Annotated in this window: 13 protein-coding genes and 1 pseudogene; 5 read left to right on the forward strand and 9 right to left on the reverse strand. The window is 68.8% G+C overall.

From position 1 onward, the window contains the following. Positions 1 to 70: 70 nt before the first annotated feature. Both QTI51_RS29775 and QTI51_RS29780 read right to left on the reverse strand, forming a co-directional pair. Positions 71 to 1,237: pseudogene (locus tag QTI51_RS29775) on the reverse strand (NAD-dependent epimerase/dehydratase family protein); the annotation flags it as partial. Then, complete coding sequence (locus tag QTI51_RS29780; RefSeq protein WP_286517101.1) at positions 1,234 to 1,956, reverse strand: DUF4166 domain-containing protein; 723 nt, start codon at positions 1,954 to 1,956, stop codon at positions 1,234 to 1,236. The gene QTI51_RS29780 and the pseudogene QTI51_RS29775, both read right to left, overlap by 4 nt. A gap of 114 nt (positions 1,957 to 2,070) precedes the next feature. Here QTI51_RS29780 and queA point away from each other — a divergent pair, with 114 nt between their 5' ends. The 4 genes from queA to tgt are packed head-to-tail and all read left to right on the forward strand — an operon-like array spanning position 2,071 to position 4,931. After that, positions 2,071 to 3,120: a tRNA preQ1(34) S-adenosylmethionine ribosyltransferase-isomerase QueA gene (gene queA / locus QTI51_RS29785; protein WP_116910301.1), complete on the forward strand. Its 1,050-nt coding sequence runs from the start codon at positions 2,071 to 2,073 to the stop codon at positions 3,118 to 3,120. A gap of 37 nt (positions 3,121 to 3,157) precedes the next feature. Further along, entirely contained in the window at positions 3,158 to 3,364 is a 207-nt protein-coding gene (locus QTI51_RS29790) for an AbrB/MazE/SpoVT family DNA-binding domain-containing protein (RefSeq protein ID WP_116910302.1), read from the forward strand. Then, positions 3,364 to 3,759, forward strand: a complete 396-nt coding sequence (locus tag QTI51_RS29795; RefSeq protein ID WP_116910303.1) for a type II toxin-antitoxin system VapC family toxin — start codon at positions 3,364 to 3,366, stop codon at positions 3,757 to 3,759. The genes QTI51_RS29790 and QTI51_RS29795 overlap by 1 nt, the downstream gene beginning before the upstream one ends. Continuing rightward, the gene (gene tgt / locus QTI51_RS29800; protein ID WP_116910304.1) at positions 3,759 to 4,931 is read left to right on the forward strand and encodes a tRNA guanosine(34) transglycosylase Tgt; all 1,173 of its coding nucleotides are present in this window, start codon (positions 3,759 to 3,761) and stop codon (positions 4,929 to 4,931) included. Before QTI51_RS29795 ends, tgt begins: the two co-directional genes overlap by 1 nt. A 27-nt stretch (positions 4,932 to 4,958) precedes the next feature. On the opposite strand, the gene QTI51_RS29805 is transcribed toward tgt, so the two are convergent. After that, entirely contained in the window at positions 4,959 to 5,324 is a 366-nt protein-coding gene (locus tag QTI51_RS29805; protein ID WP_116910305.1) for a hypothetical protein, read from the reverse strand. A gap of 180 nt (positions 5,325 to 5,504) precedes the next feature. Here QTI51_RS29805 and QTI51_RS29810 point away from each other — a divergent pair, with 180 nt between their 5' ends. Beyond that, positions 5,505 to 6,290: an SDR family NAD(P)-dependent oxidoreductase gene (locus QTI51_RS29810; RefSeq protein ID WP_116910306.1), complete on the forward strand. Its 786-nt coding sequence runs from the start codon at positions 5,505 to 5,507 to the stop codon at positions 6,288 to 6,290. Positions 6,291 to 6,385: 95 nt separating this feature from the next. Here the strand turns inward: QTI51_RS29810 and QTI51_RS29815 are convergent, their stop codons facing one another. The 6 genes from QTI51_RS29815 to QTI51_RS29840 form a co-directional block, all read right to left on the reverse strand. After that, positions 6,386 to 6,775, reverse strand: a complete 390-nt coding sequence (locus tag QTI51_RS29815) for a DUF3597 domain-containing protein (RefSeq protein ID WP_116910307.1) — start codon at positions 6,773 to 6,775, stop codon at positions 6,386 to 6,388. A 123-nt stretch (positions 6,776 to 6,898) separates the two neighbouring features. Then, on the reverse strand, positions 6,899 to 7,996 hold the full coding sequence (locus QTI51_RS29820) for a zinc ribbon domain-containing protein (RefSeq protein WP_116910308.1): 1,098 nt from the start codon (positions 7,994 to 7,996) through the stop codon (positions 6,899 to 6,901). A gap of 21 nt (positions 7,997 to 8,017) precedes the next feature. Next, positions 8,018 to 8,761, reverse strand: coding sequence for a DUF2145 domain-containing protein (locus QTI51_RS29825; protein ID WP_286517122.1), 744 nt, complete (start codon positions 8,759 to 8,761; stop codon positions 8,018 to 8,020). Positions 8,762 to 8,829: 68 nt separating this feature from the next. Then, a complete protein-coding gene (locus tag QTI51_RS29830) occupies positions 8,830 to 9,309 on the reverse strand; it encodes a hypothetical protein (protein WP_165840360.1) in 480 nt (159 codons plus the stop codon). Positions 9,310 to 9,338: 29 nt separating this feature from the next. Then, positions 9,339 to 9,839, reverse strand: coding sequence for a YiaA/YiaB family inner membrane protein (locus QTI51_RS29835; protein ID WP_116910311.1), 501 nt, complete (start codon positions 9,837 to 9,839; stop codon positions 9,339 to 9,341). Positions 9,840 to 9,949: 110 nt separating this feature from the next. Then, positions 9,950 to 11,917 carry an MFS transporter gene (locus QTI51_RS29840; protein ID WP_116910312.1) on the reverse strand — a complete coding sequence of 656 codons (1,968 nt, stop codon included), beginning with the start codon at positions 11,915 to 11,917 and terminating at the stop codon, positions 9,950 to 9,952. Between the last annotated feature and the right edge of the window lie 5 nt (positions 11,918 to 11,922).

An 11,922-nucleotide genomic window follows, 5' to 3' on the forward strand; every position in this document is an offset into this window, starting at 1 on the left:
TCGCAGGGGCCTCGGTGTTTTCCGCCGTACGCCACACGTGCGCCATGGCGCGGACCAGGTCGTGCACGTGCACCCACGACAGCCACTGCCGCCCGCTGCCCAGCCGGCCGCCCATGCCGAGCGAAATCGGCATCAGCAATTGCGGCAGCGAGCCCTGGTGCCCCAGCACGAAGCCGAAGCGCATGCAGGCCACGTGCACGCCGTGCGCCACGGCCGCGTGCGCCGCCTGCTCCCAGCGCTGGCACAGCCGCGACATGAAGATGGCCTGGGGCGGCGCGTCTTCGGCCAGCTCGGTGGCATCGCCCTGCGGCTGCACGCCGTAGTAGCCGATGGCGGAACCCGACAGCAGCAGCCACGGCTTGCGCGGGCGCGTGGCGATCCACGCGACCAGCTGCTGCGTGAGCCCTTCGCGGCTTTGCAGCAATTGCTGCTGGCGCCGCTCGCTCCAGCGCATGCCCAGGATGCGCGCGCCCGCGAGATTGACGACCACGTCGATGTCGTCGGCCGCGGGCACCTGCGCCAGCGACTGCACGCAGCGCACCGCGCCGCCGAAGCCCCACGCGGCCGAGCGCGCGTCGCGCGTCCACACCGTCACCGCGTGGCCGTCGGCGACCAGCTGGCGCACCAGCAGCTGGCCGATGAAGCCGGTGCCCCCGGTGACCAGCACGCGCTGCGGCTTCGAGCCGAAGCGCACCGGCGCCTGCTCGTCGCGCGTGTGCGCCTGCCGCTGCCGCTTGAAGATGGCGCGCGCCGCCAGGCTGTCGCGCAGCCCCGACACGCCCACGCCGACACCGCACAGCGCCAGGAAGGCGCTGAGCCAGCCGTAGGGCTGCCACACCATCGCGGTCGGTTGCGCGGCCCAGTCGACCGCGTTCATCGCCAGCAGCGCGATGAAGGCCCCCGCGTTGATGGCCAGCACCGTGTGCGTGACGCGCTCGGTGGGCGGCAGCAGGCGGCTGCCGTCCTCGACCACGAAGTCCCACAGCGTGAGCACGATCTCGACGCTGAACACCGCCATCAGCACCCACGCCCACGCGCCGTGCCAGGCCCACGACGACAGCCCGAGGAACAGCGCGCAGTAGATGCTCGAGCGCGTCGCGTGGATCGACAGCTCGCGCCCCGCCGTGGCGCGCCGCGGCAGCGCCTCGGTGCCTTCGTGGTGATAGAGCGTGTCGAAGGCGCCGAGCGCGCCCTGGGCGGCCATGAGCTGCAGGGCCAGCAGATGGGTGTCGATCATTCGGCGGCTTTCGGTTCGGGCACGTTCGGCACTTCTTGCACCTCCTCGAACACCCCGACCTGCGTGAAGGTCGTGCCCATCAGCCAGTGCCGGATCTCGATGCGGATGTTGAAACGCCCCGGCGTCTCGTTGTGGTGCCAGAGAAAGGTCTTGCCCGGCGTGAACAGCCCGGGCAGCGGAATGCGCCAGCCGAACACGTCCCAGAAGTAGCCGTCGCTCTGGAAATGCAGGCTGCCGTTTTCCACGCTCAGCACCAGCTTCATGCCCAGGCCCATGCCCACGTACTCCAGCACCTCGCCGCGCTCGCTCTCGCGCATGAAGCTGGTGAACTGGATGGGCTTGCGCCCGTGCAGGCGGTAGATGCGCTGCTTGTAGATGGCCGGGTCGTCCGGCCTGGCGTAGACCTGGATCTCGACGGGAAAGTGGCTGTCGCTGTACGGAATGAGCGCGCCCTGGATCATCGGCTGCGTCAGGTGCCCCAGCAGCTGGCCGAAGCGCGAGCAGCGCAACTCGCTCAGCGCGCCCAGGTAGTGCAGCGCCTTGCCCGGTGCGGGGTTCTTGTCGAAGCGGCGGCGGATGTCGGGGTGCAGGCCGAGCCATGCGTTGCCCAGAATCTTCTTGAACAGCTCGCCTTCGGAAGGGCCGTGGACCGTGCCTGTGTCTGTGCCTGCGCCCGGTTCGGCTCCCGTGGAAACGCGCGCTGCTTGTGAATCGACCATGCGCCGATTCTGCCTCGGCAACCCTGCGCAACCTCATGGGGCGAACCGGTTTTCGGGGCGTGGGACAATGCCGGCCGTCTTTCTTGGAACGGGCCCGTCCGGCCCTCAAGCACCATGCGCGCCTTCACGCTCTCCGATTTCGATTTCGTCCTGCCACCCGATCTGGTGGCGCAACACCCGGCCACCGAACGCACCGCCTCCCGTCTGCTCGACGGCACAGGGTCTGCCCCGGTCGACCGCATCTTCAAGCACCTGCCCTCGCTGCTGCGCACGGGCGACCTGCTGGTCTTCAACGACACGCGCGTGGTCAAGGCGCGCCTGTTCGGCGAGAAGCCGACCGGCGGCAAGCTCGAGCTGCTGGTCGAGCGCGTGCTGCAGGGGCAGGAGGTGGTCGCGCACATGAAGGTCAGCAAGAAGCCGCCCGTGGGCACCACGCTGGAAATGGTCGGCGGCTTCCGCGCCACGCTGCTGGGCCGCTGGCCCGAGGAAGACGGCGCGCTGTTCCGCTTCGCCTTCGAGAGCGACAGCGCAGAGAATCCCTACATGCTGATGGAGCGCTGCGGCCACGTGCCGCTGCCGCCCTACATCACCCACACCGACTCGGCCGACGACGAGAGCCGCTACCAGACCGTGTTCGCGCGCGTGCCCGGCGCAGTCGCCGCGCCCACCGCCGCGCTGCACTTCGACGAAGGCCTGCTGGCCGAGCTCGAGGCGCGCGGCGTGCAGCGCGCCAGCGTCACGCTGCACGTGGGCGCGGGCACCTTCCAGCCGGTGAAGACCGAGAACATCGCCGAGCACACCATGCATGCCGAGCGCTACGAAGTGCCCGAGGCCACGCAGCGCGCCATTGCCGAGTGCAAGGCCCGCGGCGGCCGCGTGGTGGCGGTGGGCACGACCACCGTGCGCACGCTGGAGTCGTGGGCCAAGAGCGGCGAGGCCGCGGGCGACACGCGCATCTTCATCACGCCGGGCTTCGTGTTCCGGCACGTCGACCTGCTGGTGACGAACTTTCATTTGCCCAAGAGCACGCTGATGATGCTGGTCTCGGCCTTCGCGGGCTACGAGCGGGTGATGGCGCTGTATGCGCATGCGATTGCCGATGGCTACCGCTTCTTCAGCTATGGCGATGCCATGCTGCTGGGGCGCATGAAAGCCACCGGATGATGATCGATACAATATCGCTTACCAATCAAGGGTCGATATGCCTACCGTTACAGTCTCTTCCAAATTCCAGGTGGTGATCCCGCAGGCGATACGCGAGCAAATGGCGATCGAGCCAGGTGCGCGTTTCAGCGTGATACGGCACGGCAAGGCCATCGAGTTGATTCCTGTGCCAACGCTCGAGGAGCTGCAAGCCGAACTGCGCGGCATTCCTACCGACATCGTCGACGATCCCGAACGGTTCTGATGGCGCGCACACCTGTGAAAGCGCCCGTTGGGCCGCTGGTGCTGGATTCGTCGTGCTGGTTGGAAGTCTTTGGCGCCACGGACCGGGCCAAGCTCTACCAGGCCGCAGCAGCCGACCCGAGCCTGCTGATCGTTCCTGTGGTGACCTTGTACGAGGTCTACAAAACCCTGCGCCGCATTCGCGACACGTCCATTGCCTCTCTCGCTGCGGCGTACATGCAGCAAGGCGAATTGGTGGAACTCGATGCCGCGCTGTGTCTGGCAGCCGCGGACAACGGCCTGCCATTTGCCGACAGCCTCATCTATGCCACCGCACAGGCCCGCAGCGCCACGCTCTGGACCCAGGACGCCCATTTCGACGGACTGGTCGGCGTCAAATACTTTTCCAAACCCTGATGCTGAACTTCGAACTCCTCAAGACCGACCCCGACAGCCACGCGCGCCGCGCCACGCTCACGCTCAACCACGGCAAGGTGCAGACGCCGATCTTCATGCCCGTGGGCACCTACGGCACCGTGAAGGGCGTGATGCCGCGCAGCCTGGAAGAGATGGGCGCGCAGATCATCCTGGGCAACACCTTCCACCTGTGGATGCGCCCGGGGCTGGACGTGATGCAGAGCTTCGGCGGGCTGCACCAGTTCGAGAAGTGGAACAAGCCCATCCTCACCGACTCGGGCGGCTTCCAGGTGTGGTCGCTGGGCGCGATGCGCAAGATCAGCGAAGAGGGCGTGAAGTTCGCCTCGCCCGTCAACGGCGACAAGCTGTTCCTCACGCCCGAGGTCTCGATGCAGATCCAGACCGTGCTCAACAGCGACATCGTGATGCAGTTCGACGAGTGCACGCCCTACGACACCAAGGGCCACATCACGACCGAGGCCGAGGCGCGCATCTCGATGGAGCTGAGCCTGCGCTGGGCCAAGCGCTGCCAGAGTGAATTCACGCGGCTGGAAAACCCGAACGCGCTCTTCGGCATCGTGCAGGGCGGCATGTTCGAGAACCTGCGCGAGGAGTCGCTGGCCGCGCTGGTGGACATGGACTTTCCGGGCTACGCCATCGGCGGCGTGAGCGTGGGCGAGCCCAAGGAAGAGATGCTGCACATCATGGGCCACACGCCGCACCGGCTGCCCGCGAACAAGCCGCGCTACCTGATGGGCGTGGGCACGCCCGAGGACCTGGTGCAGGGCGTGGCCGACGGCGTGGACATGTTCGACTGCGTGATGCCCACGCGCAACGCGCGCAACGGCACGATGTTCACCCGCTTCGGCGACCTGAAGATGCGCAACGCGCGCCACAAGAGCGACCCGCAGCCCGTGGACCCGAGCTGCACCTGCCATGCGTGCGCAGGCACCTCGGGCGTGAGCTGGAACGACGGCGGCCGCGAAGGCTTCAGCCGCGCCTACCTGCACCACCTGGACCGCTGCGGCGAAATGCTCGGGCCGATGCTGTGCACCATCCACAACCTGCACTACTACCTGAACCTGATGACCGAGATTCGCGCGGCGCTGGACGCGGGCACGTTCACCGAATTTCGCGCGCGGTTCAAGTCGGAGCGCGCGCGGGGCGTCTGAAGACCTGCACTCCGGTCTCCACGGCCGCTACTTCAGCGGCTGGATCGGCAGCGGCGTCGCGTAGGGCTCCAGGCGCAGCGCCTCGTTCCTGAAGACCACGATCTGCCTGAGCGGCGCCTGCACCAGCGCGCCGCTCGCATCCTTGTGCGAGGCGTACTGCCACAGCGTGAGCTGGCCCTTGGCCGCGAGTTGCGCGGCCAGCCGCTCCACGGCCGGCCCCGTGCCCGCGCCGAGCTGGGCGGCATCGGCGCCCACGATCACCTCGTCGCGCGGCGAGACCACCTTGAAGAGCTGCACCGGCGCCGGTGCCTGGGCGCGCACGCCGCGCACCGCCAGGGCGGCGGGAAGAAGCACGAGCGCAAGGGCGGCGCGGCGGGGGAAGGTGTTCGTCATGAAGGGCGAGCGTAGCCGCGCCGGCCCGTGTCGGCCATTCGCCGGAAGCCATACGCCACCTGTACGGCCCAGCCCTGTTTCTCCGATGCGCTTGCGCTTTCGACCCGGACTTCGGCCTGGCCCGGCGCCTGCGCATCCGCTACGCTAGCCCTCCGTTCCCACTGGTGTTGCCGCATTGCCATGACCAACGCATCCACTCCTTCCGCCCCGTACACCGCCCGCTACCCTTCGCTGGCCGGGCGAACCGTGTTCATCTCCGGCGGCGCCAGCGGCATCGGCGAATCGCTGGTGCGGGCCTTTCACGCGCAGGGCGCCAAGGTCGGCTTCTGCGACCTCGACGCCGCGGCCGGCGATGCGCTCGCGGCGCAGCTGCAGGGCGAGCACCCGGCGCTGTTCGTGGCCTGCGACGTGACCGACACGGCCGCGCTCACCGCCGCCATCGACGCGACGCGCCGGCGCTTCGGCCCGGTCTCGGTGCTGCTGAACAACGCCGCCAACGACCGCCGCCACGAGATGGCCGACGTGACCAGCGACGACTTCGACCGCCTGGTGGCCGTCAACTTCAAGCATCAGTTCTTCGCCGCGCAGGCGGTGGCCGAGGACATGCGCGCGCTGGGCGGCGGCTCGATCGTCAACTTCGGCTCGATCAGCTGGATGATCAAGGGCAAGGGCTACCCCGTCTACCAGGCCTGCAAGGCGGCGGCGCGCGGGCTCACGCGCTCGCTGGCGCGCGACCTGGGCAAGCAGGGCATCCGCGTGAACTCGATCGTGCCGGGCTGGGTGATGACCGAGCGGCAGATCAAGCTGTGGGTCAAGCCCGAGTCGGGCGCGGAAATCGACGCGGCGCAGTGCCTGCCGGGCCGCGTGATGGCCGAGGACATCGCGGCGATGGCGCTGTTCCTGGCGGCGGACGATTCGCGCATGTGCACCGCGCAGGACTACGTGGTGGACGCGGGCTGGACCTGAAGCCTTCCGCCCGCCCCGCAAAGCAGAAAGCCCGGCATGCCGGGCTTTCTTGTTGAAGCTGAGCGCGGGTCAGTCGCGCGGTTCAGTTGCGCAGGTCAGTCACGCAGTTCCGCGGGCACCTTGCCGCCGTTGGCGGCCAGCTTGGTCATCACCTGGCGGTGCAGCCAGATGTTCATCTTGGCGCTGTCGCTGGTGTCGGCGCCGTAGCTCAGTTCGGCGGCCAGTTGCTTGCGGGCGTCCAGGCTGCTGTCCAGGCCCAGGAGCTTCATCAGGTCGACGATGGAGGTGCGCCAGTTCAGGCTGCTCGCGCCGGGCATGCCGTCGAGCAGGGCCTCGACGTCGACCACGGTGATGGCGGGCGGGGGCGCCGCGGCGGCGGGCGCGGCCGGGGCGGCCGAGGTGTCCGCCGGTGCCGGCGCGGCAGGTGCAGGCGCGGCGTTCGCGGACGGGAAGATCTTGGAAAGGATGCTGCCGAAAATGCTCATGCGAGTGCTCCGTGGAATGAGGGATTGATAACCTGCGGCAACATTTGTGTCACCGCCGCAGGTTGTAGCACGCCCCTGCGGCGCGCTGGCTACGGGGTGTGTCTTGCGCGGCCGCCGCGTGATCTAGTTCGCAGGCTGCGGCCCTGGCATGCCGTCTTCGCGCCCATCCAGCGGCGGCAGCACGCGCGGCGCGGCCGAGGTGCCGCATGCATGGCAGAACTTGGAGAACGCGCTCTTGCGCGTCTCGCACACGCCGCAGTGGTCGTACAGGCCGATGCCGCAGTGCGGGCAGAAGTCGATGGCGTCGTTCTTCAGGTCCACCGGCCGCTCGCAGCCGGGGCACACGCCCTTGCCCAGGCGGGCCAGCGCGGTGTCGTAGCTGAGCTCTTCGCGGCGCACCTGGTCGGGCTGCTGCTCGGCCAGCTTCTGGCGCGCCAGGTAGCGGTTGAGCGCGACGATGGCATAGCGCCCCACGATCACCGTCATCACGATGCCCACCACGTAGCGCACATAGCCGCCGTAGCTCGGCAGGTAGGGCACCAGTTCCACGAAGAAGGCGAACAGCGCGAAGAAGATGAAGCCCCACACGAACGGCCACCAGATGCTCTTGCGCTTCTTCGCGAACAGCCAGCCGGCCACCACCAGCAGCGGCAGCGTGAGCGCCAGGCGGTAGCCGAACACGCGCAGCTCGATGCGGCGGTATTCGGCGTCGAGCTTCACCTGCGCGTCGCGCTCGAGTTCGGCGAGCGCGGTGCGCGCGCGCTGCTCGGCCTGGCGCGCGTCGAGCGTGATCTGCTGCTGCGCGGCGACTTGGCGCTGCACCTGCTCTTCCTTCTGCTTGAAGGCGTCCAGCGCCCTGGTGCGCGCGATGAGCTCGGTGTCCTGGTCGGGCTGCGCGGTGGCGCGGCGCGTGGCCAGCCAGTTGCCGAAGGTCTCGCGGGCATTGGCGTTGGCCTGCTGCGCGGCCTGCAACTGCAGGCGGATCTGGTCGAGGTCGCGCGCGGCCTGCAGCTCGGTGGCTTCCGAGGCCGCGATGGTCGCGCGCAGCGGCTGCGCGGCGCGCAGGTCGATGAAGTCGTCGATGCCGCGCACGCGCTCCACCTGCGGCAGGTCGCCCACGATGGTGCTGCCCAGCCCGATGAGGAAGCTGGCGAACACGAAAGCCACGAGCCACAGGCCGCGGCGGAACCATTTTTCGGACAGGCGCAGTGATTTGCTCATGTCGGTCTTCTCCTCTGTGTCTTATTGAATCTTCAGCGTCACCGGCGCCGCGCCCAGGCCGGCGCGCGGCAGCCAGGCGAACACCGAATCGACCGTCACGGTCTCGATGCGGTCGCTGAAGCGCTTGTCGTTCGGGTGGTCGTCGAAGGCCACGTTGGCCGAGCCCACGCGCCCGCCCAGCCGCGTGAGCGGCCCGAGCCTGAGCGTGGTGGGCTCGTAGCCCTTGAACTGCATCCACGCCTGCGCCTGCGCGCGGCTGTTGACGGTGGCGGGCTCCATGGCGGCGGCCAGCGTCTCGACGGCCCACTGGTTCGACTGCTGGTACTTCTGGCCCCAGGCGTAGCTCACGATGCTGTAGGGCGCGGCGTGCAGCCGCAGCAGGCGCGCGGGCGGCTCGTTCAGCGCGGCCAACAGCTGCGCCTGCACGGCCGGCGTGGGCACGACCCACGCCGCCTCGTAGCGCCACAGGTCGTCGAGAAAGAACTCGCCTAGCCCCTGGCGATACACCTCGGCCACCGCGGTGCCGCACTGGTTGAGCTTGTGCACCACGCGCCACGGCCCGGCCTCGGTCTTGTAGGCGATGCCCAGGTGCGAGTAGCGCAGGCCGTACTTGCCCAGGTCTTGCCCGGCGCGCGCCAGCACGACCACGCGCGCGCCGCTGGCGTCGAGCGCCTGCGAGGTGCGCTCGGCCAGCTGCATGCCCTTGGCGATGACCGCGGGCGTGGGCTTGACCTGCTCGCACGAGCGGCCGGCCCAGGCCTGCATCGGCAAGGCGGCCGCGGCCAGCACCGCGGTGGACACGGCCAGCGCGGCGACGACGGACCGCGCGCGTTTCACGACAGCCTCTCGTTGTAGAGCAGCGCGCGGCCGATGGCGTTGGGCACGAAGGCCAGCACCTCGCCGGCGGCCGACAGCACCACGCCCGAGCCGATCACCGTGACCAGCACGCTGGTGCCCACGGCATTCGACACGCCGTTGGCGGCGCGCCCGGCCACCTTGATGCTGGCGCGTGCGCCGTCCGACGCGCGTTCGAGCACGTACACCGTGCCGTCGACGGCGGCCTCGACCGAGACCACGACCAGCACGGAGCCGCCCACCGACAGCGCGGCGGGCACCGCGACCACGCCGGCGGCCGAAGCACCGACCGCGTTGGCCGAAGCACCCACCGCCGAGCCGGCGACCAGCACCGAAGCGACCGGCATCATCGACAGCGCGACGGAAGCGTCGCTCTGCGCCCGGGCATGCAGGGGCAGCGCGACGCCGGCGAAGGCCGTGCAGGCGGCGAGCAGGACGGTGGCGACGGACTTTTTCATGGTGTTCTTTCGTTGAGCGGACACGGAGTTCATTCGGCGGCGGTAGCGGCTTCGGCGCGGGCCAGGCGGCGGCCTTGCAGGCGGGCCTCGGCCATGTCGGCTTCATGGCGGTCGCGCAGGGTCTTGGCCAGGGTGAAGGCCGAGCTCACGAGAAACAACCAGCTCACGCCCAGGAAGGCCTTGTACGAGTCGTTGATCTCCATGCGCACCAGGCCCCAGGCGGTCAGGCCCATGGCGGTGAAGAAGCTGCCCCAGACCACGAGGCGCCACATCGGCACGTCGCGACCGGCGGTGGCACCGGTGGAAGCGGCCTGCTCGCCGTCGCGGATGAACTTGGACAGCATGAACGCCGTGCTCAGGCAGAACACGTAGCCCATCACCATGAACGCCCGGTCCAGCGCCTCGCCCGGCAGCCAGCTCAAGCCGGTCGCGCACAGGAAGACGGCGATCGCGAAGGAGGCCCAGGTCTGGAACTGCCAGGCCCGCGAATCGCGCTGGATGGAAACGGTCGTGGATGAAAGGGGTTGCATGTGTGCCTCGCGGCGTAGTGAAGGTGGGCGAATCATGGTTCGCTCCCGCACCGCGAGGCTTGAATGCTTGCACCGGTGGCGGCGCGCGGCGCCACCGGTATCTCAGGGTGCTACTTTTGCCCGCCGAGCAGCGCGCCCACGCGCTGGCGCAGCAGCTCGGGCTGCACCTCGGCCGGCGGCACCACGGTGCCCACGTTCAGGCCCACGCGGCTGTAGAAACCGCGGCGAAACGGCTTGGCCATGGCCACGTTCTGCCCGCCGCGCAGCTCGATGCGGCTGAAGTACGAGCCCCACAGGTTGACCAGCGCCATCGGGATCACGGGCGGCGCCAGGCCTTCGGCGCGCGCGCTCTCCACGATCTTCATCACGCCGCCCTTGAAGGGCTGCAGCGTGCCGTCGCGGGTGATGGCGCCCTCGGGGAAGATGGCGAGCAGGTCGCCCTCGCGCAGCACGTCCAGCGCCTTGGCGAAGGCCGCTTCGTAGGCGGCGGGGTCTTCCTTCTGCGGCGCGATGGGAATCGCCTTGGCCAGCTTGAACAGCCACCCCAGCACCGGCACCTTGAAGATGCGGTGGTCCATGATGAAGCGAATGGGCCGCGGGCTGGCCGCCATCAGCAGCACCGCGTCGATGAAGCTCACGTGGTTGCACACCAGCACGGCCGCGCCCTCGGTGGGAATGTGCTCGTCGCCCTTGATCTCGAAGCGGTAGACAAAGCGCGACAGCACCCAGGCCACGAAGCGCAGCAGGTACTCGGGCACCAGCAGGAAGATGTAGAACGCCACCACCGCGTTGGCGATGCCGGTGAACAGGAAGATCTGCGGAATGGTGAAACCCGCGCCCAGCAGCGCGCCGGCGATGACCGAGCTGCCGATCATGAACAGCGCGTTGAGGATGTTGTTCGCCGCGATGATCCGCGCGCGGTGCGTGGGCTGGCTGCGCAGCTGGATCAGCGCGTACATCGGCACGCTGTAGAGCCCGGCGAACAGCGACAGCAGCCCCAGGTCGGCCATCACGCGCCAGTGCGCGCCCTGGTGCACGAAGCTGCCGATGCCCATCTCGGCGACCTTCGGCAGGCCGCGCGAGGCGAAGTACAGGTCGATCGCGAACACGCTCATGCCGATGGCGCCCAGCGGCACCAGGCCGATCTCGACCTGCCGGCGGCTCAGCGTTTCGCACAGCAGCGAACCGACGCCGATGCCGATCGAAAACACCACCAGCAGCAGCGAGGCCACCTGCTCGTCGCCGTGCAGCACCTCTTTCGCGAAGCTGGGGAACTGGCTGAGGAACACGGCGCCGAAGAACCACATCCACGAAATGCCCAGCAGCGAGCGGAACACCACCACGTTCTCGTGCGCCAGCTTCAGGTTGCGCCAGGTTTCGCTGAACGGGTTCCAGTTGATGACAAGGCCGGGGTCGGTGGCCGGCGCCTGCGGAATGGCCTGCGCCACGCCGCGCCCCACCAGCGCCAGCAGCACGCAGGCCACGGCCACGCTGGTGTGGCCGATCTGCGGCACCGCCACCAGCAGCCCGCCCGCCACCTGGCCCAGCAGGATGGCCACGAAGGTGCCCATCTCGACCATGCCGTTGCCGCCCGTGAGCTCGCGCGCGTCGAGCACCTGCGGCAGGTAGGCGAACTTGACCGGCCCGAACAGCGTGGAATGCAGCCCCATGAGGAACACGCAGCCCAGCAGCACCGCCGCGTTGGCGGCAATGAAGCCCCAGGCCGCGATCAGCATGATCGCGATCTCCAGGTTCTTCACGAAGCGGATCATCCGCGTCTTGTCGAACTTGTCGGTCAGCTGTCCGGCCGTGGCCGAGAACAGCAGGAACGGCAGGATGAACAGCGCCCCGATCGCCAGGCCCGCCATGGCCGGCGGCATCCAGCTGAGCTGCAGCTGGTAGGTGACCATGACGGTGAAGGCGAACTTGAAGAGGTTGTCGTTCGCGGCGCCGGCGAACTGGGTCCAGAAGAAAGGCGCGAAGCGCCGCTGCTTGAGAAGGGCGAACTGGTTGGCGTGGGCGTTCGCTTCGTGGACCACGGGGGTCGCGGGGGCTGCAGCAGCGGCGGGGGTTGTCATTCGAA

Source organism: Variovorax sp. J22G73, assembly GCF_030317035.1.
Lineage (GTDB): Bacteria > Pseudomonadota > Gammaproteobacteria > Burkholderiales > Burkholderiaceae_C > Variovorax.

Bases quoted from the DNA above. Each gene is read 5' to 3' on its own strand.
- QTI51_RS29780 (WP_286517101.1), bottom strand. From the start codon at position 1,956: ATGGTCGATTCACAAGCAGCGCGCGTTTCCACGGGAGCCGAACCGGGC.
- queA (WP_116910301.1), top strand. From the start codon at position 2,071: ATGCGCGCCTTCACGCTCTCCGATTTCGATTTCGTCCTGCCACCCGAT.
- QTI51_RS29790 (WP_116910302.1), top strand. From the start codon at position 3,158: ATGCCTACCGTTACAGTCTCTTCCAAATTCCAGGTGGTGATCCCGCAG.
- QTI51_RS29795 (WP_116910303.1), top strand. From the start codon at position 3,364: ATGGCGCGCACACCTGTGAAAGCGCCCGTTGGGCCGCTGGTGCTGGAT.
- tgt (WP_116910304.1), top strand. From the start codon at position 3,759: ATGCTGAACTTCGAACTCCTCAAGACCGACCCCGACAGCCACGCGCGC.
- QTI51_RS29805 (WP_116910305.1), bottom strand. From the start codon at position 5,324: ATGACGAACACCTTCCCCCGCCGCGCCGCCCTTGCGCTCGTGCTTCTT.
- QTI51_RS29810 (WP_116910306.1), top strand. From the start codon at position 5,505: ATGACCAACGCATCCACTCCTTCCGCCCCGTACACCGCCCGCTACCCT.
- QTI51_RS29815 (WP_116910307.1), bottom strand. From the start codon at position 6,775: ATGAGCATTTTCGGCAGCATCCTTTCCAAGATCTTCCCGTCCGCGAAC.
- QTI51_RS29820 (WP_116910308.1), bottom strand. From the start codon at position 7,996: ATGAGCAAATCACTGCGCCTGTCCGAAAAATGGTTCCGCCGCGGCCTG.
- QTI51_RS29825 (WP_286517122.1), bottom strand. From the start codon at position 8,761: ATGCAGGCCTGGGCCGGCCGCTCGTGCGAGCAGGTCAAGCCCACGCCC.
- QTI51_RS29830 (WP_165840360.1), bottom strand. From the start codon at position 9,309: ATGAAAAAGTCCGTCGCCACCGTCCTGCTCGCCGCCTGCACGGCCTTC.
- QTI51_RS29835 (WP_116910311.1), bottom strand. From the start codon at position 9,839: ATGCAACCCCTTTCATCCACGACCGTTTCCATCCAGCGCGATTCGCGG.
- QTI51_RS29840 (WP_116910312.1), bottom strand. From the start codon at position 11,917: ATGACAACCCCCGCCGCTGCTGCAGCCCCCGCGACCCCCGTGGTCCAC.